General features: G+C 72.3%; 15 protein-coding genes. 3 read left to right on the forward strand and 12 right to left on the reverse strand.

All coding sequences use genetic code 11. The features are described from left to right. Positions 1-117 precede the first annotated feature (117 nt). The 4 genes from ACZ4WH_RS38700 to ACZ4WH_RS38715 form a co-directional block, all read right to left on the reverse strand. Complete coding sequence (locus ACZ4WH_RS38700; protein WP_468189821.1) at positions 118-2,109, reverse strand: ATP-dependent DNA helicase; 1,992 nt, start codon at positions 2,107-2,109, stop codon at positions 118-120. Between the two features lie 480 nt (positions 2,110-2,589). Further along, positions 2,590-3,360, reverse strand: coding sequence for a GNAT family N-acetyltransferase (locus ACZ4WH_RS38705; protein ID WP_468189823.1), 771 nt, complete (start codon positions 3,358-3,360; stop codon positions 2,590-2,592). A gap of 110 nt (positions 3,361-3,470) precedes the next feature. Further along, entirely contained in the window at positions 3,471-5,522 is a 2,052-nt protein-coding gene (locus ACZ4WH_RS38710) for an IucA/IucC family protein (protein ID WP_468189825.1), read from the reverse strand. Positions 5,523-5,743: 221 nt separating this feature from the next. Then, positions 5,744-7,270 (reverse strand): diaminobutyrate--2-oxoglutarate transaminase family protein, encoded by a 1,527-nt coding sequence (locus ACZ4WH_RS38715; protein WP_468189827.1) that lies wholly within the window; start codon positions 7,268-7,270, stop codon positions 5,744-5,746. Positions 7,271-7,772: 502 nt separating this feature from the next. On the opposite strand from ACZ4WH_RS38715, the gene ACZ4WH_RS38720 reads away from it, so the two are divergent. Next, positions 7,773-8,990, forward strand: coding sequence for a trypsin-like serine peptidase (locus ACZ4WH_RS38720; RefSeq protein WP_468189829.1), 1,218 nt, complete (start codon positions 7,773-7,775; stop codon positions 8,988-8,990). 66 nt (positions 8,991-9,056) lie between these two features. Here ACZ4WH_RS38720 and hflX read toward each other — a convergent pair whose 3' ends face one another. From hflX to miaA, 6 genes are all read right to left on the reverse strand, one after another. Then, positions 9,057-10,547: a GTPase HflX gene (hflX, locus tag ACZ4WH_RS38725; RefSeq protein ID WP_468189831.1), complete on the reverse strand. Its 1,491-nt coding sequence runs from the start codon at positions 10,545-10,547 to the stop codon at positions 9,057-9,059. A 209-nt stretch (positions 10,548-10,756) separates the two neighbouring features. After that, on the reverse strand, positions 10,757-12,280 hold the full coding sequence (locus ACZ4WH_RS38730; protein ID WP_468189833.1) for a M1 family metallopeptidase: 1,524 nt from the start codon (positions 12,278-12,280) through the stop codon (positions 10,757-10,759). A 198-nt stretch (positions 12,281-12,478) separates the two neighbouring features. Beyond that, complete coding sequence (locus ACZ4WH_RS38735) at positions 12,479-14,974, reverse strand: RelA/SpoT family protein (RefSeq protein ID WP_468189835.1); 2,496 nt, start codon at positions 14,972-14,974, stop codon at positions 12,479-12,481. A gap of 186 nt (positions 14,975-15,160) precedes the next feature. Then, the gene (gene dapF, locus ACZ4WH_RS38740) at positions 15,161-16,030 is read right to left on the reverse strand and encodes a diaminopimelate epimerase (protein WP_468189837.1); all 870 of its coding nucleotides are present in this window, start codon (positions 16,028-16,030) and stop codon (positions 15,161-15,163) included. Positions 16,031-16,077: 47 nt separating this feature from the next. Then, entirely contained in the window at positions 16,078-16,542 is a 465-nt protein-coding gene (locus ACZ4WH_RS38745; RefSeq protein WP_468189865.1) for a hypothetical protein, read from the reverse strand. Between the two features lie 776 nt (positions 16,543-17,318). Further along, positions 17,319-18,257, reverse strand: a complete 939-nt coding sequence (miaA, locus tag ACZ4WH_RS38750; RefSeq protein WP_468189839.1) for a tRNA (adenosine(37)-N6)-dimethylallyltransferase MiaA — start codon at positions 18,255-18,257, stop codon at positions 17,319-17,321. A gap of 182 nt (positions 18,258-18,439) precedes the next feature. Between miaA and ACZ4WH_RS38755 the strand changes: the two genes are divergently transcribed. After that, positions 18,440-18,733 (forward strand): hypothetical protein, encoded by a 294-nt coding sequence (locus ACZ4WH_RS38755; RefSeq protein ID WP_468189841.1) that lies wholly within the window; start codon positions 18,440-18,442, stop codon positions 18,731-18,733. Between the two features lie 24 nt (positions 18,734-18,757). Then, positions 18,758-19,045 (forward strand): antitoxin, encoded by a 288-nt coding sequence (locus tag ACZ4WH_RS38760; protein ID WP_468189843.1) that lies wholly within the window; start codon positions 18,758-18,760, stop codon positions 19,043-19,045. A 180-nt stretch (positions 19,046-19,225) separates the two neighbouring features. Here the strand turns inward: ACZ4WH_RS38760 and ACZ4WH_RS38765 are convergent, their stop codons facing one another. After that, positions 19,226-19,939: a class III extradiol dioxygenase subunit B-like domain-containing protein gene (locus tag ACZ4WH_RS38765; RefSeq protein ID WP_468189845.1), complete on the reverse strand. Its 714-nt coding sequence runs from the start codon at positions 19,937-19,939 to the stop codon at positions 19,226-19,228. A 136-nt stretch (positions 19,940-20,075) separates the two neighbouring features. Continuing rightward, positions 20,076-21,605, reverse strand: coding sequence for a tRNA (N6-isopentenyl adenosine(37)-C2)-methylthiotransferase MiaB (gene miaB / locus ACZ4WH_RS38770; RefSeq protein WP_468189847.1), 1,530 nt, complete (start codon positions 21,603-21,605; stop codon positions 20,076-20,078). Positions 21,606-21,689 lie beyond the last annotated feature (84 nt).

The following is a 21,689-nucleotide window of genomic DNA, read 5'->3' on the forward strand; positions in this document are numbered from 1 at the left end:
TCTCTTCTGGTGCCGTTGCGTGTTTTCTTGCGGGGGAGAAGCGGTGGGGGGGGTTTTTTGTGGGGTCCTTTCTTCGTGGGGGTGCCCCCCCCCCCCCCCCCCCCCCCCCCCCCGCGATCACTCGGCCGTCGCCGGCTGCGCCTCCGCCTGCTTCGCCGCCGCGTCGATCGCCGCGAGCGACTTGCGGACCTGGTTACGGTCCGTGGTGTACCAGAAGTCCGGCAGTGACGCCTTGAGATAACCGCCGTAGCGCGCGGTGGCCAGCCGCTGGTCCAGTACGGCGACCACGCCCCGATCGCCGGACGCCCGGACGAGACGGCCGGCGCCCTGCGCCATGAGCAGGGCCGCGTGGGTGGCGGCCACCGCCATGAAGCCGTTGCCGCCCGCGTCCTCCACCGCCTTCTGGCGCGCGCTCATCAGCGGGTCGTCGGGCCGCGGGAACGGGATCTTGTCCATGACGACCAGCTGGCAGCTGGGGCCCGGGACGTCGACGCCCTGCCACAGCGACAGCGTGCCGAAGAGACAGGTCTTCGGGTCGGCCGCGAAGTTCTTGATCAGTTCGCCGAGCGTCTCCTCGCCCTGGAGCAGGATCGGGAACTCGGGGATCCGGGAACGCAGCTCCTCCGCGGCGAGCTGGGCGGCCCGCATGGACGAGAACAGGCCGAGGGTGCGCCCGCCGGCCGCCTGGATCAGCTCGGTCAGCTCGTCCAGCATGTCGGAGCGCTCGCCGTCACGCGCGGGGCGTGCCAGGTGCTTGGCGACGTACAGGATGCCCTGCCTGCGGTAGTCGAAGGGCGAGCCGACGTCGACGCCCTTCCACTTCGGCAGGTCCTCGCCCTCCGCCCCCTCCGGCCCGAGCCCCAGGGAGGCGCCGACACCGTTGAAGTCGCCGCCCAGCTTGAGCGTCGCCGAGGTGAGGACCACGGTCCGGTCGGCGAACAGCTTCTCCCGCAGCAGACCGGAGACCGACATCGGGGCTACCCGAAGCGACGCGCCGAAGCGGTCGTGCCGCTCGTACCAGACGACGTCCCACTCCGAGCCGTTCACGACCCGCTCCGCCACGTCGTGCACCGTCTCTACCGAGGCCAGCGCCTGCTTGCGGACCGCGTCCTCGTCCTGGACGGACTTGTCGCGCGTCGCGCCGATCGCGGAGATCACCGTGCGGGCGGCGTCCCGCAGCGCCATCAGGGCATAGCCGAGGTCTTCCGGGATCTCCTCCAGGCGGCCCGGCAGCGCGAGTTCCATGAGCCTCTCGAAGCCCTCGGCGGCGGTCTGGAGCTGATCAGCGGCCTTCTCGTTGACCAGCTTGGCCGCACGGCGCACCGCGCGGTTGACCTGGCCGGGCGTGAGTTCGCCGGTGGCGACGCCGGTGACGCGGGAGACCAGTTCATGGGCCTCGTCCACGATCAACACCTCGTGCTGGGGCAGCACCGGGGCGCCCTCGATGGCGTCGATGGCCAGCAGTGCGTGGTTGGTGACCACGACCTCGGCGAGCTTGGCCCGCTCACGGGCCATCTCCGCGAAGCACTCCGCGCCGTACGCGCACTTCGACGCGCCCAGGCACTCCCGCGAGGACACCGAGATCTGAGCCCAGGCGCGGTCCGAGACGCCCGGGGTGAGATCGTCCCGGTCGCCGCTCTCCGTCTCGTCCGCCCAGTCCCGCAGCCTCAGCAGGTCCTGGCCCAGCTTGCTGGTGGGCGCGGCGGCCTCGAACTGGTCGAAGAGCCCTTCTTCCTCGTCCTGCGGCATGCCCTCGTGCAGGCGGTGCAGGCACAGGTAGTTCGACCGGCCCTTGAGCATCGCGAACTCCGGGCGGTGGCGCAGCAGCGGGTGCAGGGCGTCGACCGTGCGCGGCAGGTCCCGCTCGACGAGCTGGCGCTGGAGGGCGAGCGTGGCCGTCGCGACGACCACCCGTTCTCCGTGCGCGAGCGCGGGCACGAGATAGCCGAGCGACTTTCCGGTGCCGGTGCCGGCCTGGACGAGCAGGTGGGCTCCGTCGTCGATCGCCTCGGCGACCGCTTCGGCCATGGTCACCTGGCCGGGGCGCTCCGTACCGCCGACGGCGGCGACAGCGGCATGCAGGAGTTCGGGGAGGGAGGGCTTCGTCATAGCCTGACCACCCTACGACCCTGCACTGACAAACGGGGGGTCGTGGCGGGGGCAGGGGGAGGGATCACTAGCGGGGCTCCAGGGTGGGGTGGGGCTGGGGTTCGGGTTGCTGCGTCGGGACTGGGGCAGGTGGGGCTGGTGGTGTGGCGCCAGGCTGCGCCGGGCCGGGCGTTCGGGTCGCGGCGATCCGGGAGTTGGGGTCGCAGCGATCCGGGAGTTGGGGGCGGCGGAGATCCGCGAGTTGGGGCCGCAGTGATCTGGGAGTTGGGGCGGCGGAGATCCGCGAGTTGAGGCCGCAGCGGCCCAGGCGGATGGGTCGCGCGGCGGCCCGGGCGGATGGGTCGCGCGGCGGCCCCGGGGGATGGACGGCGGCACACCGGGCGTATGGGCGGCGCGGTCGCCCGCGAACTTTTTTCCTCGACTCGGGAACTCCGCGAATCCGCCACTCGTATCTCCTTGTGAGCGCACGATCACGCGGCGCTACAACACATCGCGCAGGACTCGGTCCCGGATCATGAGGGCGGCCCGCTTGCCGGGCAGGTCGACCTCCGCCGCGAACCGGAAGCCTGCGCTCAGGAACGCGGCGATGGAGGGGGTGTTGCGAAGATCGGGTTCCGCCACGATACGTGCGCACATGGGACGCCGGTCGAGGATCAGGTCGGCCACGGCTCGGAGCAGGGCGGATCCCAGCCCTAGGCCCCGGTCGGCGGCGTCACCGACGAGCAGGTGGATCCCGGTGTCGTGCGGACGGACCGGGTAGTGACGGGCCAGGGGATCGAGGTCCGCGCGGTAGATCTCCCAGTAGCTCATCGGGGTGCCGTCGAGTACGCCGAGACACGGCACGCTGCGCCCGTCGCCGCTCAGTTGCGCCCGCAGGTGGTCCTGGGTCCGGTTCCGGGGCCCGGCGAGGTCCCAGAACTCGGCGACGGCGGGGTCGTTCATCCAGCGGTGGACGAGTGGCACGTCCTGATCGAGGCGTACGGGCATCAGATGGAAGGAGCCGACGGGGGTCGCGACCGGGCCCCACGTGGCGAGTCGGCCGAGGAGGCCGGTGGTCGCCCCGGTGCGGAGGGCGATGAACTCGGCGGGCAGGCACAGGTCCAGTGTGTCCTCGCTGTCCGGGTCGTCGTCCTCGACGGTGAACCGGCCGAATGGAGAGTTCCGGGGCCCCGCAATGCCCGCTCGGGGGCCGGCGCTGTCCGGGTGGGCGGGGACGGGGCCGGTTTCGGCGCTCGCGTCGGTGGGAGGCACGGTGCGCTCCTCTCAGGAGACGAGGTGGGTCATGTTCCTCGGATGTGCGGGAGACGGTGTGCGGCTCGCCGTGGGTGCGGTCCGCTCAGGTGGTGCGCAGAGGTACTTCCTCAGGAATGAAGGGGGTTGGCGATGGTGACGTAGACGGACTGGGTGTCGACCGGGCCGACGAGTTCGTCCAGACCGCGCAGCCGGGTCAGCAGGTTGGCCTTGCAGCGCAGGACGGGCGAGTCGAGCAGGCGGCCGGGCAGGGAGGTGCGCAGCGGGGCGGGCCCCGAGACGAGGCCGGTGAGGAAACGGCGGAAGGCCGCGAGCAGCAGCCGCTCGTCGGCCAGGCGCTGGGAGCCGAAGGCACCGATCAGGCCGAGCACGTTGTTGACCGCGAGGTAGTAGGCGAAGCGTTCGTCGGTGACCTCATCGGAGACGAAGGTGTCGCTGCGCTCGCCGATGCCGGGCAGCCGGGAGGCCAGTTCGGCTCGCCGGGACTCGCGGAAGTAGTACCCCTGGTTGTCGCGGTAACGGCCGCCGGCGGGCCAGCCGTCGCCGTCCAGCAGGACCAGCGTGTTCTGCTGGTGGGCTTCGAGGGCGATGCCGGCCTCGCTGTCCAGCCAGAGGACCGGCCGGACGACCCGCTCCAGGTAGCGCAGGAACCACTCGACGGCGACGGTGCCGACGGGCCGGCCGGTGCGTGCGGCGAGGCGTGCGACGAGTTGGGCCAGGCGGGACCGCATCGGCCAACTGGACTGGTGCGCAGCGGTGGTGGCGGGCGGCTCCGGGAGCGGGCGTGGGGCGGCGAGTCCGACGGGTGGCTCGGCGAGTGGGCGAGGGGCGACGAGTCCGGCGACGCAGCCGACGTCGTCGGCCGGGGTGAACGGGTTGTGCCGGATCACCACGTCGAGTCCCGGCACGGGCCGGCCGTCCGGGTCGTCGACGGCGAGCCAGGCCGGGTCGCGGACGATGTCGAAGCCGGGGTGCGCCGTCTGCCAATGGCGGGCGAGACCGGTGCGCAGCAGCCGGTGCACCTCTACTCCGCGATGGAGTTCCTTGCGGAGGTTCTCGCGGCGGGAGTTGGTGATGCGCAGGGCCAGCGAGAGCTTGAGCATCGCGGGAGCGCCTGATCGGTGCACGGTGCGTACGGAGGAGGTGGGATGCCAGGGAGTGCCATGGGGACCGAGGTCGCGGAGGAGTCCGGATTCGAGCAGCGCGGCGACGGGTGCACGGTGCCGGACCTCGCGGGCCTGCCAGGGGTGCAGTGGCAGGGCGGTGTAACCGTCGGGCAGCGGCAGTCCGGTTCCGGCGAGGCGGCGGATGAGGTGCCCTGCGGGAACGGGACGGCCACGCTCGGTCCAGGCCGAGTCGGTCGCGAGAAGAGAGGGGGCGACGGCCAGCCAGTACACAGGGAAGGAGCCGCGCGACTCCGGTGAGTACCGCTCGGCTTCGGCTTCGGTCAGGCCTTCCCGGCTCTTCGGGGTCGGATGCAGCGGGTGTCCGAGGACGAGGGCCTGTTCGGCGCTGAGGAAAAGGTCGGGGGTGTCGGCGGGGTGTGCGCGCCGGTGCTGGATGAAGGCCGCGGTACGGCGGACGGAGTCGGCGACTCTGGCTACGAGGTCGGCGGCGTCGCCCGGATTACCGACGCCGGTGCCCGCACGGGGGTCGGTGCCCGCACGCGAGCCGCCGCCGTCGAGGCCGGTGCCGTCGTCGGATGCTGCGGAGATGCGCGCCGAGGGGGCGGTGGTGTCGGCCGGCTCGGTGGCGGATTCCCTGGTGAGGAGGGCCGCGAGGGTGACGGCGTCGATGGGTGGTGCCGTGTCGGGCGCGTCGGCGAGGCGCGGGAGGCCGAAGCGGTGCCAGCCCGTCGGGGACCAGTGGTGGACCGGTGCGATCAGGGCGGTGCCGCTGGCGGGCAGCGGGATACGGAGGCTGCCGGTCGTGGGAGCGGCGAGGCCGGTCTCGCGGACCCAGCACCGCAGAAGGTTCTCGACGGCGGCGGCCTGGGCCGCGGCGCGGGGATCGGGGTTCTCCAGCGGGTCGGCGCGGGGGGCTGCGCGCCGGCGGGGATCCGTCTCCCGCTTCTTCTGCCGCGGGACCGATTCCGTGAGCGGTGCGGCAGAGGACGGGGCGCCGGAGCCTACCTGGTCGTCGGGGGCGGGGGTGGCGTTCATGACGGCTCCTCTGGGGCTGGAGTGAGGTGGTGGGGGCTCGTTCCGTCGTCCGCTCGGGCGCCGTTCCTTCGTGGTCGGCGGGTGGTGGCGCGGGGTGGCTGTGAAGTTGTCGCCGGCGGTCGACGTCGGCCTGGATGCCCGGAAAGGGGGGCGGAGTGGGGATGGAAGGCGGTGCTCGCTCAGAGGCTGGTGTCGCGGGCCGGGTAGGGCGCGGGTGGTGTTCAGCCCGCGTGCTGGGCCGAGCCGGGGTGGCATTGCTGGTGTGGGCGGTGGGACTCGTGGTGGCGGGCGGCCGCTGCCACCGCGTCGGTCAGTCGGTCGAGTACGGCCGTCGCCTGTTCGTCGCTGATCGTGAGGGGCGGGAGCAGCCGGACCACGGACGCGTGCCGGCCGCCGAGTTCGACGATCAGTCCGCGCTGAAGGCACTCCCGCTGCACTGCGGCGGCGAGTTCGGGGGCGGCCGGGAACGGCGTGCGGGTGGGCTCCGGCCAGGCCGCCGCGCCACTGGTGCCACCGGCGTCACCCAAGTCACCGACCTCACCAACCTCAGCGAGGTCACCCATGCCACCGACGTCACCGACGTCACCGGCAAGGGCTGCCTGGCGAGAAGCGGCGTGGTCGGCGTCCGGGTCAACCAGCTCCACCCCGATCATCAGTCCGCGCCCTCGGACGTCTCCCACGCAACGGAACTCGTGCTTGAGTTCGGCGAGTTGGCCGAGCATGCGGGAGCCCAGGGCGGCGGCGCGTTCGGCGAGGGCGTTCTCGCGGACGTAGGCGAGGGTGGCGGTGCCCGCGGCCATGGCGAGCTGGTTGCCGCGGAAGGTGCCGGCGTGGGCGCCGGGTTGCCAGACGTCGAGGTCTTCGCGGTAGACGATCACGGCCAGCGGAAGGCTGCCGCCGATGGCCTTGGACAGGACCATGACGTCGGGGGTGACGCCGCTGTGGTCTACGGCCCAGAAGGCGCCCGTGCGGCCGACTCCAGTCTGGATCTCGTCGGCGATCAACGGGATGGACCGGTCCGTCGTGAGCCGGCGCATGCGGCGCAGCCAGTCGTCCGGCGCGGGGATCACTCCGCCTTCGCCCTGCACGGGTTCGAGGATCATCCCGGCCGGCAGTGGTACGCCGGATTTGGGGTCGTCGAGGAGGGACTCGGTCCAGCGGGCGGCGAGTTCGGCGCCGTACGGGCCGCCGACGCCGAAGGGGCAGCGGTAGTCCTGCGGGTAGGGCAGGCGGGCGACCTGGACGTCGCGGGCACTGCCGGAGGCGGCCAGGGCGCCGGCGGTCATGCCGTGGTAGGCGCCGGTGAAGGCGAGGATGCCGGTGCGGCCGGTCGCGGTCCTCACCAGTTTGAGGGCGGCCTCGACCGCGTCGGTGCCGGCCGGTCCGCAGAACTGGACGCGGGCGCGGTCGGCCAGGCCGGACGGAAGTGTGCGGAACAGCTCGGTGACGAAGGCGTCCTTGACGGGGGTCGCGAGGTCGAGGACGGAGAGGGGGGCGCCGGAGTCGAGGACCCGGCGGATGGCTTCCAGCACGACCGGGTGGTTGTGGCCGAGGGCGAGAGTACCGGCACCGGAGAGGCAGTCCAGGTAACGGCGGCCGTCGGCGCCTTCGATGGTGAGTCCTCGCGCCCGGACGGGCACGATGGGCAGGGCGCGGGCATAGGTACGTGCCGAGGACTCCCGCGCCGACTGGCGTCTGAGGATTCCCTCGTGCACGGCCCGCGCTTCCCCGGACGTGCCTCCAGCCATCGACTCCGTAACGGCCACGGCGCGCTGTCCTCCCCGCTGCTCAAAGGCGAGTTGATCCTCGGGGACCGGACACTGGCAGCAGGCCCCACCGGCTACAACAGCGGACCGTTCGGGCGGTTACGGGCTCACCTGGAGATCCTTGGCCGGACGGCGCGGGGACAAGCCCCCGGCCCTCACCGAACAGCGCGGGGACGAGCCCCGGCCCGCACCGAACAGCGCGTCCCGGCGCCCCGCCCCCGTACAGCGGTGGGTGACGGAGCATCAACCGACACGGATCACCGGCGCCCAAGAAGGCTGGCCTCGGACCGGCCAACGCTCGTGCCCTGTTCAGGCACCCTGTGACGGAACCGTTGCCCTCCCGGCAGAACTCCCCCACAGCGACGGCATAGTGTGTGATGCCGTTCCCAGAAGGTCGTGAGACCGGCATGAACCTTCCATGAGTTCGCCGCCGGTGTCGGGGCCGAAGCGCCGAGTTCCTTTCACAGCAGGGGGAGTCAAGAACATGCGATCCATACGGCCGTCGTTCACCGCTCGGCGAGCAAGGGGTGGTCGCCGCACCCCCACCTCGCTGACGGCGGTCGCCCTCGTGTCGGTGCTGGCGCTGACCGCCACCGCCTGCAACGGCGACGGTGACGACAATGCCGACGGCAAGCCGTCCGCGGTGAGCACCGGCGACGGAAAGATCACGATCCCGGGTGACCTGAAGCAGAGGCTCAAGGAGCACGGGATCGACATCGACAAGTGGAAGAACGGCGCCTGGAAGAACTGGAACCGGGACGACTGGCTGCGCGAGGCCAACGACTTCATCAACCCGGTCATCAAGGGCCTGTGGGACCCGGACCGGATGCGGGACGCCGACGACCCGGACCAGGGTGTCGACGACAACGACATCTCCGGTGACCAGGGCGTGACGGACCCGACGCCGCAGCCGGTGCAGGCGCGGGCGGTCACACCGCCGTACCACGCCGCTGCGGCCACCTCGGGCAAGCTGCTCTTCGACGCTCCCGAGGGCACCATGGTCTGCTCGGCGACGGTGGTGACGGACCCGGCGCACCCGGGCAAGTCCAACCTCGTCTGGACGGCGGGTCACTGTGTGCACGCCGGCAAGAAGGGCGGCTGGTACCGCAACATCGCCTTCGTGCCGTCGTACAACGACCAGGGCAAGTCGGCGGCCGAGCTGGAGAACGCCAGCCGGTCCGAGATCGCGCCGTACGGGGTGTGGTGGGCCGACGCGGCGAAGACCTCGCAGCAGTGGATCAGCAAGGGGGGCGAGACGGGCGGCGACGGCGCGTCGTACGACTTCGCCGTCATCCATGTGACGCCGGAGCAGGGCAGCGGCGGCAAGTCGCTGGAGGAGACCGTCGGCGGGGCGCTGCCGGTGAACTTCGACGCGCCGGCCGTGCCGCAGGTGAAGAGCATCACGGCGTCCGGCTACCCGGCAGCGGCGCCGTACGACGGTCAGCTGCTGTACCAGTGCCAGGACAAACCGGGCCGGCTCTCCATCGAGCAGTCCGACCCGACGATGTACCGGATCGGCTGCACGATGACCGGTGGTTCCTCCGGCGGCGGCTGGGTGGAGACGGGCGCGGACGGCAAGCCCGCGCTGGTGTCGAACACGTCCATCGGCCCGGTGCGTTCCGGCTGGCTGGCCGGTCCCCGGCTGGGTGAGGTGGCCAAGAGCCTCTACGAGTCGGTGAGCAAGCAGTTCGCCGGGCGGTGACCTGGCGGTGGGCATGACGAGGGCCCGTCACCCGAGCGGGGTGGCGGGCCCTCGTGACGGAGTGGCTCAGGCCGCGGAAACCGGTACGTACGGCGCGAGGTCCGCCGCCAGCTCCTCGTGCACCCGGACCTTGAGCAGGGTGCCCTCCGCGGTGTGCTCCTCGGAGATCACCTCGCCCTCGGTGTGGGCGCGGGCGACCAGCTTGCCGTGGGTGTACGGCACGAGCGCCTCGATCTCGACCGAGGGACGGGGCAGCTCGTTGTCGATCAGGCCGAGCAGCTCCTCGATGCCCCGCCCGGTGCGTGCCGACACGGCGATCGAGCGCTTCTCGACCCGCAGCAACCGCTGGAGGACCAGCGGGTCGGCCGCGTCCGCCTTGTTGATCACGACGATCTCGGGCACGTCGGTGGCGCCGACGTCCCGGATCACCTCGCGTACGGCGGCGAGCTGCTCCTCCGGGTTCGGGTGGGAGCCGTCCACCACGTGCAGGATCAGGTCGGAGTCGCCGACCTCCTCCATGGTGGAGCGGAACGCCTCGACCAGGTGGTGCGGCAGGTGCCGGACGAAGCCGACGGTGTCCGTCAGCGTGTACAGCCGGCCGCTCGGGGTCTCCGCCCGGCGGACGGTCGGGTCCAGGGTCGCGAACAGCGCGTTCTCGACCAGGACGCCGGCGCCCGTGAGGCGGTTGAGCAGGGAGGACTTGCCGGCGTTGGTGTAGCCGGCGATGGCGACGGACGGCACCTTGTTGCGCCGGCGCTCCTGGCGCTTGATCTCGCGGCCGGTCTTCATCTCCGCGATCTCCCGGCGCATCTTGGCCATCTTCTCGCGGATCCGGCGCCGGTCCGTCTCGATCTTGGTCTCACCGGGGCCACGCGTGGCGAGGCCGCCGCGACCGCCACCCATCTGCCGGGACAGCGACTGACCCCAGCCGCGCAGCCGCGGCAGCATGTACTGCATCTGCGCGAGCGCGACCTGCGCCTTGCCCTCTCGGGACTTGGCGTGCTGGGCGAAGATGTCCAGGATCAGGGCCGTACGGTCGATGACCTTGACCTTGACGACGTCCTCCAGCTGGATCAGCTGGCCCGGGCTCAGCTCACCGTCGCAGATGACGGTGTCCGCGCCCGTCTCGATGACGATGTCGCGCAGCTCGACGGCCTTGCCGGAGCCGATGTAGGTGGCCGCGTCGGGCTTGTCGCGGCGCTGGATCACGCCGTCGAGCACGACCGCGCCCGCGGTCTCCGCGAGGGCGGCCAGCTCCGCGAGGGAGTTGTCGGCGTCCTGCGCGGTGCCGGTGGTCCACACGCCGACGAGCACGACCCGCTCCAGGCGGAGCTGGCGGTACTCGACCTCGGTGACGTCCTCCAGCTCGGTGGACAGGCCCACCACGCGGCGCAGGGCCGCGCGCTCGGAGCGGTCGAACTGGTCGCCGTCCCGCTCGCCGTCGATCTCGTAGCTCCAGGCGACGTCCTCTTCCATCAGGGCATCGGCCCGAAGACCCTCGGGATAGGCGTGCGCGAGGCGCTTGGTGTCCTGGGAAGGGGAAGAAGAGGAGGTCATTGGATCCTTACGTCGATGAGATTCGTCGATGCGAGTGCCGTCACGCCGTCGGCGTCACGGCCTCGGCACGGCGGGCGGTCGCCCGCACCGCTCATGATGTCCAACGCACGAGTACCCCGGGAGATTCCCGTGTCCCGTGCGCGTCCACCCCTAGATGGTCGCACGGTACGGCACGTCTCGTCACCGGGTTATCGCCAGGTGTCACCGGGTCATCGCCGGGCGCGGGGTGGGGCGGGCTGGGCCGATGCCGCCGGCTTCCAGTCCGGGTGGCCGGGCATCGGCGGGGTCTTCTCGCCGTACAGCCAGGCCTTGAAGAAGCCGCTCAGGTCGCGGCCGGCGATGGCCGAGGCCAGCCGGACGAAGTCGGCGGTGGTGGCGGTGGCGTCCTGGTGTTCCCGGACCCAGATCCGCTCCAGCCGCTCGAAGGCCGGCCGGCCGATCTCCTGCCGCAGGGCGTAGAGCACGAGGGCGGCGCCGTCGTAGATGCCGGGCCGGAAAATGCTGATCTTCTGGCCGGGGACGGGCGGCTCGGGCCGGGCGGGCGGGCCGCCGGCCTCGCGCCAGCGGTCGGAGGCGCCGTAGGCGGCCTTCATCCGCTCCTCCATCGGCCGCTGCGCCGTCTCCTCGGCGTACAGCGCCTCGTACCAGGTGGCGTGGCCCTCGTTCAGCCAGACGTCGGACCAGCTGCGGGGGGTGACGCTGTCCCCGAACCACTGGTGGGACAGCTCGTGCACCATGATCGACTCGATGTACCACTGGGGGTAGGCGGGCTCGGTGAACAGGTCCTTCTCGAAGAGCGAGAGGGTCTGTGTCTCCAGTTCGAAGCCCGTGGAGGCCTGTGCCATGAGCAGGCCGTAGGTCTCGAACGGGTACCGGCCGACCTTGCTCTCCATCCAGGCGATCTGGTCGGGCGTCTTCGCGAGCCACGGTTCGAGGGCCTTGCGGTCGTCCGCGGGTACGACGTCACGCAGGGGCAGTCCGTGCGGTCCCTCGCGGCGCAGCACGGCCGAGCGGCCGATGGACACCTGGGCGAGTTCGGTGGCCATGGGGTGCTGGGTGCGGTAGGTCCAGGTGGTGGTGGAGCCGACCCGGTCGGTGCCGGCGGGCAGGCCGTTGGCGACAGCCGTGTAGTCGTTCGGCGCGGTGATCCGGAAGGTGAACATCGCCTTGTCGGACGGGTGGTCGTTGCACGGGAACGCCAGGTGGGCGGCGTCGGCCTGGTTCGCCATGGCGAGGCCGTCGGTGGTACGCACCCAGCCGCCCTGCTGGTCCTTGCCGTACACGGGGTCGCTGGTGTGGCGCACGGTGATCCGGGTCCAGCTGCCCTCGTCCAGGGGCTGCTCCGGGGTGACGACCAGGTCCTCGCCTGCGCTGGTGAAGTCCGCCGGACGTCCGTCGATCTCGACCGACCGCACGGTGCCGTGGGCGAAGTCGAGGTTGAGGCGCTCCAGGTCGGCGGTGGTCCAGGCGTCGATGGTGGTGACGGCCTGGAGCGGCTTGTCGTTGGTGCCGGGGTAGGTGAGGGACAGGTCGTACGAGGCGACGTCGTAGCCCGGGTTGCCCAGGTACGGGAAGAGCCGGTCGCCGACGCCGAGCGGTTCGGGCGGCGCCGCCGCGGCGACGAGGCAGACGGAGACGGCGGAGGCGAGCAGGGCCGCCTTCCGGTGCCGGGACACCTTGGGCGTGGTCCGGGGGCCGGCGGTCCGGGGCCGGGAGCGGGGGGTGAGCAGCATGGACCACCGCTACCAGTGGCTGCCCGCTCCACGACGGCGACGCGCGACCGGCCCACCCGAACGGGTAAGCCGGACGCCGTCGTCAGGACGCCCGTGGACGCCGTAGTCAGGGTGCCCCTGGGGAGCCGTCGTCAGGTCGCCTCGGGCGCCGTGGCCAGGACGCCTCGGGCCGTCGTCAGGTCGCCTCGGACGCCGTCGTCAGGACGCCCGTGGCTGGTGCTGCGCCCTGCTCACGTCGTACACCCCCGGTACGTCCCGCATGGCGCGCATCAGCGCCGGGAGGTGGGCCGCGTCGGGCAGCTGGAGGGTGTAGGTGTGGCGCACCCGCTGCTGGCTGGGCGGTTCGACGGTGGCGGAGACGATCTCGGCGCCCTGCGCGGCGATCGCCTCGGTGAGGTCGGCGAGGAGATGCGGGCGGCCGAACGATTCAGCGACCAGGGTGACCCGGCACTCGGCGGTGTCCCCCCAGCACACGCCGATCTCCGCGCGCCCCCTGCTCTTCATGTGCGCCACCGTGGCGCACTCCACGCGGTGCACGGTCACCACTCCCCCGCGCACCGAGAACCCGGTGATCTCGTCCGGCGGCACGGGAGTGCAGCACCCGGCGAGCCGCACTGCGGCACCGGGCCGGTCCACGAGGACGTCGGCGCGCCGGGGGCGGAGGGCGGGGGCGCCGTCGGCAGGGCGCCGCGTCGGTGAAGCGTCCGGGGCGGCTGGGGGGCGGAGCGCGAATGAGCCTGGTTGGCGAGGGGCGGAGGGGTCTGCGGGGAGGGTGGCGGACGGGCCTGCGGGACGGGCGGCGGATGGTTCTGCGGAACCGGCGGTGGTGGCCGCGGGGCCGGTGCCGGTTGCTACGGGCGGGCCGGCCGAGAGAGCCCTCCCCTCCCGTGCCGAAGCCGTGCGGGGATCGGCGGTCGCCTCGGTCGGCCCGGCGGCGGCCCGGACGGCCTCGGCTCGGGTGTCGCCCGGCTCGGCCGGGTCGGTGCCGCCGGCGGGGTGGGTCGCCAGCCAGCGCTGGATGGCGATGCGGGCGGCCGGGGTGTGCGCGTGCTCCAGCCACTCGCGGGAGGGCTCGGAGGCCGGGTCCTGGCCCATCAGGAGCTGGACCGTGTCGCCGTCGCGCAGGACCGTGCTGAGGGTGGCCAGCCGGCCGTTGACGCGGGCGCCGATGCAGGCGTGCGCGTCCTCGCCGTACTGCGCGTAGGCGGCGTCCACACAGGTGGCGCCCTCGGGCAGGCCGAGCGCGCCGCCGTCGGGGCGGAAGACGGTGATCTCGCGGTCCTGGGCGAGGTCCTCGCGCAGGGTGGACCAGAAGGTGTCGGGGTCGGGGGCGGCCTGCTGCCATTCGAGGAGGCGGGAGAGCCAGCCGGGGCGGGTGGGGTCGACGCGCTCACCGTCGGCCGGGGCGGCGGAGGCGGCGGTGTCGGCCGTGGAAGCGTTGCCCGTCGACGCGCCGGTCACGCCGGCCGTGGCGGTGTCGGACGCGGGCGTGTCGGCGGCGGGTGCGTACGGGTTGCCGAGGGCCACGACACCTGCCTCGGCGACCTTGTGCATCTGGTGGGTGCGGATGAGGACTTCGACCACCTGGCCGTCGGGGCGGGCGACGGCTGTGTGCAGGGACTGGTAGAGGTTGAACTTCGGTACGGCGATGAAGTCCTTGAACTCCGAGACCACCGGTGTCATGCACGTGTGCAGTTCGCCGAGGACGCCGTAACAGTCCGCGTCCTCGTTCACCAGCACCAGCAGGCGGCCGAAGTCGGCGCCGCGCAGCTGTCCGCGTTTGCGGGCCACGCGGTGGACGGAGACGAAGTGCCGGGGGCGGATGAGGACTTCCGCCGGGATGCCGGACTCGCGCAGCACCCCGCGCACCTCGTCGGCGACCTCGGCGAGGGGGTCCCCGGGGCGGGCGGCGTTCTCCGCGATGAGTTCTCTGGTGTGCTCGTACTCCTCGGGGTGGAGGATGGCGAAGACCAGGTCCTCCAGCTCGGTCTTCAGGGCCTGCACGCCGAGGCGTTCGGCGAGCGGGATGAGGACGTCGCGGGTGACCTTGGCGATCCGCTCCTGTTTCTCGGGGCGCATCACGCCGAGGGTGCGCATGTTGTGCAGGCGGTCGGCGAGTTTGATCGACATCACCCGCACGTCGTTGCCGGTGGCGACGAGCATTTTGCGGAAGGTCTCCGGCTCGGCGGCGGCTCCGTAGTCGACCTTCTCCAGTTTCGTGACGCCGTCGACCAGATAACGAACCTCCTCGCCGAACTGTTCCCGCACCTGATCCAACGTCACCTCGGTGTCCTCGACGGTGTCGTGCAGCAGAGAGGCCGTCAACGTCGTGGTCTCCGCGCCGAGTTCGGCGAGGATCAGGGTCACGGCGAGCGGGTGCGTGATGTACGGCTCACCGCTCTTGCGCATCTGGCCGCGGTGCGAGGACTCCGCCAGCACATAGGCGCGGCGCAGGGGTTCGAGGTCGGCGTCGGGATGATGGGCCCGGTGCGCCTCCACGACATGGCTGATCGCGTCGGGCAGCTTGCCGCGGACGGCGGAGCCGAGCAGCGCGGCCCGGCCCAGTCGGCGCAGATCGATCCGGGGCCGGGACTTTCTGCGCGCCGCCACGGGCGCCACGGACGCTGTGAGCGCTTGTGGCGCTGTGGGCGCTACCGGGCCAGCGGTCGCAGGATTCGTGGCCTCCGCACTCATGGGCACCTCCGGCTCGTGGACCGGCGGACGGGGCCCCATGGCATACGCGGCTCAGGGAAGGCGACGTTCCCCCGTCCGTGCCGGTGCTTGATGCTACCGAGCCCACCACGTGCGACAGACCGCCTCTCGCCGAGCGTGAAACGGATCACCCATTCGAGCGACGGAAAAGAGGTTTAGGGTCGTGGGTCAGCCGAACGCGTGAGCCAGCCACTCGGCGTCGATCTCACCCTCGGCGACGATCACGGCGGGACCGGTCATCTCGATCTCGCCGTCGGGCCGCTCGGTGATGACCAGACGGCCGCCGGGCACATCTACGGCGTACGTCGCCGGGGTGCCGGTGACGGCCGGGTCGGTGCCGTCCCGCCGGGCGGTGGCCACGGCGACGGCGCACGCGCCCGTGCCGCACGAGCGGGTCTCGCCGGAGCCGCGCTCGTGCACGCGCATGGCGACGTGGCGGGGGCCGCGGTCGGCCACGAACTCGACGTTCACGCCGTCCGGGTAGGTGGCCGACGGGCTGACCGGCGGCGCGGTGTACAGGTCGCCGGCGTGCGCCAGGTCGGCCACGAAGGCCACCGCGTGCGGGTTGCCCATGTTCACATTGCGCGCGGGCCAGCTGCGCTCACCGACGGTGACCGTGACGTCTCCCTCGGGGAGGCGGGCGCGGCCCATGCCGACGGTGATGTCACCGTCCTTCGCGATGTGGACGGTCTTCACGCCCGCGCGCGTGGCGATCGTCAGGTCGCCTTCGGCCACATGTCCGGCGTGCTGGAGGTAGCGCGCGAACACACGGACGCCGTTGCCGCACATCTCGGCGACCGAGCCGTCGCCGTTGCGGTAGTCCATGAACCACTCGGCCTCGGCGGCCATCTCCTGCGCTTCCGGGTGTGCCGCGGACCGCACGACGTGCAGCACGCCGTCGCCTCCGATGCCCGCCCGGCGGTCGCACAGGGCGGCGACGGCGGCCGGGGACAGGTCGAGGGCGTTCTCGGGGTCCGGGACGATCACGAAATCGTTCTCGGTGCCGTGACCCTTGAGGAAGGCGATCCGTGTGCTCATTCCTCGATCGTAAGGGGTGGGTACGACAATGCCCGTCCCCGTGGTGTCTAGCGCAGGCGCGCGACGCGCCACACCGCGAGCACGACCACCACGACCACCAGGAGCACGTACCCGAGCACGACCCGCCAGTCGGGGCGGCGGCCGGAGCCGCGCGGGGGCAGGCCGGGCCAGGTGTAGCCCACCCGGCGGGCGGCCATCATGCCCCAGCCCGCCGCGCAGGAGCAGATCAGCAGGCCGAGCATGGCGATCACCGCGCCGCTGTCGCCGAAGTCGAAGGCGAGCGGGAAGGCGAACATCAGGGAGCCGACGGCGGCGAGGCCCACGATGGGAGCGAGCTGCCAGATGCGCAGCCGCCGCTGCGGGCGCAGCTCGACCTCGACCTCCGGCCCGCCCGGGTACATCTCCTCGGGCGCCGGTCCGTCGGCGGTCACACCACCGGCGGTGTCGTCGGGGCCGTCGTCGGCCAGGGGGTCCTCGGGGAGACGGTCGCCGGACAGGCCTGCCTCGGACAAGTCCGCCTCGGACAGACGGTCCTCGGACAAGTCCGCTTCGGACAGATGGTCCTCGGAGAGGCCGGTCTCGGACAGACGGTCCTCGGAGAGGCCGGTCTCGGACAGACGGTCGTCAGACAGGCCTGCCTCGGACAGACGGCCCTCGGAGAGGCCGGTCTCGGACAGACGGTCCTCGGAGAGGCCGGTCTCGGACAGACGGTCCTCGGAGAGGCTGGTCTCGGGCGGGCGCTCCTCGGTACGACGGTCCCCGGAAAGGCGGTCGCCAGAGAGGCGGTCGCCGGACAAGTGGTCGCCGGGCAGGCCGGTCTTGGACCGACGGTCGTCATAGTGGCCCGTCTCGGACAGGCGGTCCTCGACGCCACGGTCCCCGGCGAGCCGGTCGCCGGAGAGGCCGTCGTCGGAGAGCCGGTCGGCGGAGAGGCCGTCGTCGGCGAGCCGGTCGCCGGAGAGGCCGTCGTCGGGCAAGTCGGTCTCGGGCCGACGGTCGGCGCAGAGGCGATCGTCGGTCACCGCCGCGTCGATCAGGCCGTTCTCGTGCGAACGGCTGTCGGCGCGTCCGTTCACCCGGGGGCGCTCCCCGCCGGGACGCGGGCCGCTTGGGCCCGGATCGTCACCCTCTGTGGTGACGTGCTCGGCACTTCGTGCGGTGTCGCGAGGGCCGGCCTCCATCGCCACGCGCCCTCCCAACTAGGCTCCACTTGGTCGATCGAAGCTCGATGATGGCACGGCGCCCGAGGCCGCGATGACCGGCGGCGCATCCCGATGCCATGACGTGATCAGGCTGTAACCGGTCGTTCGACCAACGCCAGGGCCTGCTGCGGAAGTTCCCGGCGATCCACCGCGGCCCCACTCAACCAGTGCACGCGGGGATCGCGCCTGAACCATGAATCCTGGCGGCGCGCGAAGCGCTTGGTGGCACGGACGGTCTCGGCCCGCGCTTCCGCTTCCGTGCACTCCCCGGCGAGTGCGGCGAGCACCTGCTGGTAGCCGAGCGCGCGCGACGCCGTGCGCCCCTCGCGCAGGCCTTGCGCCTCCAGTGCGCGCACCTCCTCAACGAGGCCCGCCTCCCACATGCGGTCGACCCGCCGCGCGATGCGGTCGTCCAATTCCGGACGAGCCACGTCGACGCCGATCTGGACCGTGTCGTAGACGGAGTCGTGACCGGGCAGGTTGGCCGTGAAGGGCTGGCCGGTGATCTCGATCACTTCCAGGGCCCGGACGATACGGCGGCCGTTGCCCGGCAGGATCGCGCGGGCCGCGTCGGGGTCGGCGGCGGCCAGCCGGGCGTGCAGCGCGCCCGAGCCGCGCAGCGCCAGCTCCTCCTCCAGGCGGGCCCGGACCTCCGGGTCGGTGCCGGGGAACTCCAGGTTGTCGACGGCGCCGCGCACGTACAGGCCGGAGCCGCCGACCAGGACCGGCCAGCGGCCCTCGGCGAGCAGTGCGTCGATCCGCGCGCGGGCAAGCCTCTGGTACTCGGCGACCGACGCGGTGACCGTCACGTCCCAGATGTCCAGCAGGTGGTGCGGGACGCCGCCGCGCTCCTCGGGCGTCAGCTTGGCGGTACCGATGTCCATCCCTCGGTACAACTGCATGGAGTCGGCGTTGACGACCTCGCCGCCGAGCTGCTGGGCCAGGAAGACGCCGAGATCGGACTTTCCGGCCGCGGTGGGTCCGACGACGGCGATGACGCGGGGGGCGGGGGGTGCGCTGCTCACCGCACCAGTCTCGCAAACCTCCTGGCGAGGTCTCGAACGAGTTACGTGACGGTGCGCGTTCGGGGTCGTTGCCCGTGCGAGGTACCGCCCGCCGGGCTGCCGGGGGCGGTGACCCGGGCGGTGCAACCTTACGCACCGGGTGACGCGGGAATTCGCCCGCACGAGTACCGTATGGAGTGGATATGGGCGTGTTTGCACGGCTTCTCGGCCGGTCGAAGGCGACTTCGGAGACATCGGCCACGGCGGTGAGCGCCGGCACGGAGCCGGACGGAGCCGAGGCGGAGCGGACGGAGTCGGCGGAGGCGAGGGCAGCCGGGTCGGCGGAGGCGAAGGATGCGTCCGGGGACGGGCACGAGGACGTGCCCGTGCGGTCGGACTCCGGTACGGACGACGCGTCCGAGGGTGCCGGAATCCCCCGGCAGCAGTCCGCAGGCGAGGCCACCGACAGCGAGGCCGGCGAGGGCGCCCGCAGATAACTGTCCCGCGAGGGAAGGTGGACCATGGGTCTGATGGACAACATGAAGGCCAAGCTGGGCCCGGCCAAGGACAAGGTGTCGGACCTCGCGCGGCAGCACGGGGACAAGGTCCAGCACGGGATCGACAAGGCCGCGAAGGCCGTCGACGAGCGGACCAAGGGAAAGTACAGCGACAAGATCCAGGCGGGCACGGGCAAGGCCAAGGAGGCGATGGACCGCCTCGCGCACAAGAGCGGCCCGGAGGCGGCGCCCCACGACCCGATGACCCCGACCCCTCCGACCCACCCGGAAGGCCCGCCACCGGCTTCGTGAGGAGCCGACGGTCGTTCCTGGTGACCACGCGCGCGGGGCGCCCCGCAGCCTGCGGGGCGCCCCGGCGGCGCGCGGTGTCTGTCGAGAGCCGGGGTGCCTGTACCCGCACGCACGGCGGCGGGGCCGTACGCACGCGCGCGTGCGTACGGCGTACGGCCGCCCAGCCCGCTCGGCCCCAGCTCAGGACCAGGTCGCGACCATGTACCCGACGCCGTACGGCGCGTCCTCATACAGCAGTCCCCCGCCGAGGTTCGCGTGCTCAGCCGCGCCGGCCAGGATCTGCCAGGGCGCGCGGCCGGCGGCCTTCAGTTCGTGGGCCAGTGCGGGGTCCAGTGCCCGCAGGGCGGCCAGGTCCGCCGCGCCGAGTGCCCGGGCGGCCTCCGCGTCGAAGGGTGCCGCCCGTTCGTCCAGGTAGCCCGGAGCCTTGAGGGTGCGGCAGGCGCTGCCGTCTCCCATCACCAGCAGCGCCGCCCGCTCGGCCCGGCCGGCCAGCTCCCGTCCGGTCTCGGCGCACCGCTCCGACTCCAGCGTGTCCGCGACGCCGAGTCCCTCGATCGGGGCATCGGACCAGCCGGTCCGCTCCAGCAGCCAGGCGCCGACGGCCAGCGAGGTCGGCAGCTGACGCTCCGGGGCGGGGTGACCGGCCGGCCCCAGACGTACGTCCAGGTCGACCCCGAATCCACGGAAGGTGCCCGGGGCGCCCTGCGGGAACGCGCCGCGCCCGCTCTCCTCGGCGGTGCCGACGACCACCAGCAGGTCGGGGCGGGCGGCGGCGAGCACGCCGAGCGCGTCCGTGCAGGCGGCGCGGGCGGCGTCCAGTTCTGGTGCGGCACCCGCGGCGACCTCGGGCACGAGCAGCGGTGGGCAGGGGCAGACTGCGGCGGCGACAAGCATGATCGGCAGGGTAACCCCGCGAGCGGGGCACGTGTCACTCCTCGATCAGCACGTCCGTCAGGACGAGCACCACGAGCTTGTCGACGCCGTACGGCAACACGTGGTGCTCCCTCCCGTCCCGCGGTGTGCCTGGACCTCAGTCGCAGCCGCAGGCGCTTCCCGTCGCCGCCGGCACCGGCGCCGGGACGCCGATCTTCGGCAGGCCGAGCATGACGCCCGCCGGCTTGGCGGCCGCCGCGGCGGTGCGCTTCTCCCAGGCGTCCCCCGCGCGCGTGCGGCGCACGCCGAGGACGGGGCCCTCGGCGAGGAGGTGGTGCGGGGCGGCGTACGTGACCTCGACGGTGACGACATCGCCGGGGCGCACCTCCTGGTCCGGCTTGGTGAAGTGGACGAGGCGGTTGTCGGGGGCGCGGCCGGAGAGACGGTGGGTGGCGCCGTCCTTGCGGCCCTCGCCCTCGGCGACCATCAGCTCCAGCGTGCGGCCGACCTGCTTCTTGTTCTCCTCCCAGGAGATCTCCTCCTGGAGGGCGACCAGCCGCTCGTAGCGCTCCTGGACGACCTCCTTGGGGATCTGGTTCTCCATGGTCGCGGCGGGGGTGCCGGGACGCTTGGAGTACTGGAAGGTGAAGGCCTGCGCGAAGCGGGCCTCGCGGACGACGTGCAGCGTCTGCTCGAAGTCCTCCTCGGTCTCGCCGGGGAAGCCCACGATGATGTCGGTGGTGATCGCGGCGTGCGGGATGGCGGCCCGCACCTTCTCGATGATCCCCAGGTAGCGCTCCTGGCGGTACGAGCGGCGCATCGCCTTCAGGACCGTGTCCGAGCCGGACTGGAGCGGCATGTGCAGCTGCGGCATCACGTTCGGCGTCTCGGCCATGGCGGCGATGACGTCGTCGGTGAAGTCGCGCGGGTGCGGGGAGGTGAAGCGGACCCGCTCCAGGCCCTCGACGGTGCCGCAGGCGCGCAGCAGCTTGCTGAAGGCCTCGCGGTCGCCGATGTCGGAACCGTAGGCGTTGACGTTCTGGCCGAGCAGGGTGATCTCGGAGACGCCCTCGCCGACCAGGGCCTCGATCTCGGCGAGGATGTCGCCGGGGCGGCGGTCCTTCTCCTTGCCGCGCAGGGCCGGGACGATGCAGAAGGTGCAGGTGTTGTTGCAGCCGACGGAGATCGACACCCAGGCCGCGTAGGCGCTCTCGCGGCGGGTCGGCAGCGTGGAGGGGAAGGCCTCCAGGGACTCGGCGATCTCGACCTGCGCCTCCTCCTGGACGCGGGCGCGCTCCAGCAGGACGGGCAGCTTGCCGATGTTGTGCGTGCCGAAGACGACGTCCACCCAGGGCGCCTTCTTCACGATGGTGTCCCGGTCCTTCTGCGCGAGGCAGCCGCCGACCGCGATCTGCATCCCGGGGCGCGAGGCCTTCCTCGGCGCGAGCCGGCCGAGGTTGCCGTACAGCCGGTTGTCGGCGTTCTCCCGGACCGCGCAGGTGTTGAAGACGACGACGTCGGCGTCGCCGTCCGCCCCCTCGGGGGCCCGCACGTACCCGGCCTCTTCGAGCAGCCCGGCCAATCGCTCGGAATCGTGGACGTTCATCTGGCACCCGTAGGTGCGGATCTCGTAGCTCTTGGGTGTCTGAACGTCCACTGCCGGGCTCCGGTCGCTGCTGCTGGTCATGGCTCAAGGGTAGGCGGTCCGAGGAGCAGCTCATCCCGGGATTTCCTGCCCCCCCCGGAGCCCCGGCCACGGCCTCGGCCGCCC

The organism is Streptomyces sp. NPDC029138 (assembly GCF_055564375.1).

What these genes read in the sequence shown, in the direction of transcription:
- ACZ4WH_RS38700 (WP_468189821.1), bottom strand. Translation starts at nt 2,109, where the DNA reads ATGACGAAGCCCTCCCTCCCCGAACTCCTGCATGCCGCTGTCGCCGCC.
- ACZ4WH_RS38710 (WP_468189825.1), bottom strand. Translation starts at nt 5,522, where the DNA reads ATGAACGCCACCCCCGCCCCCGACGACCAGGTAGGCTCCGGCGCCCCG.
- ACZ4WH_RS38715 (WP_468189827.1), bottom strand. Translation starts at nt 7,270, where the DNA reads ATGGCTGGAGGCACGTCCGGGGAAGCGCGGGCCGTGCACGAGGGAATC.
- ACZ4WH_RS38720 (WP_468189829.1), top strand. Translation starts at nt 7,773, where the DNA reads ATGCGATCCATACGGCCGTCGTTCACCGCTCGGCGAGCAAGGGGTGGT.
- hflX (WP_468189831.1), bottom strand. Translation starts at nt 10,547, where the DNA reads ATGACCTCCTCTTCTTCCCCTTCCCAGGACACCAAGCGCCTCGCGCAC.
- ACZ4WH_RS38730 (WP_468189833.1), bottom strand. Translation starts at nt 12,280, where the DNA reads ATGCTGCTCACCCCCCGCTCCCGGCCCCGGACCGCCGGCCCCCGGACC.
- ACZ4WH_RS38735 (WP_468189835.1), bottom strand. Translation starts at nt 14,974, where the DNA reads ATGAGTGCGGAGGCCACGAATCCTGCGACCGCTGGCCCGGTAGCGCCC.
- dapF (WP_468189837.1), bottom strand. Translation starts at nt 16,030, where the DNA reads ATGAGCACACGGATCGCCTTCCTCAAGGGTCACGGCACCGAGAACGAT.
- ACZ4WH_RS38755 (WP_468189841.1), top strand. Translation starts at nt 18,440, where the DNA reads ATGGGCGTGTTTGCACGGCTTCTCGGCCGGTCGAAGGCGACTTCGGAG.
- ACZ4WH_RS38760 (WP_468189843.1), top strand. Translation starts at nt 18,758, where the DNA reads ATGGGTCTGATGGACAACATGAAGGCCAAGCTGGGCCCGGCCAAGGAC.
- ACZ4WH_RS38765 (WP_468189845.1), bottom strand. Translation starts at nt 19,939, where the DNA reads ATGCTTGTCGCCGCCGCAGTCTGCCCCTGCCCACCGCTGCTCGTGCCC.
- miaB (WP_468189847.1), bottom strand. Translation starts at nt 21,605, where the DNA reads ATGACCAGCAGCAGCGACCGGAGCCCGGCAGTGGACGTTCAGACACCC.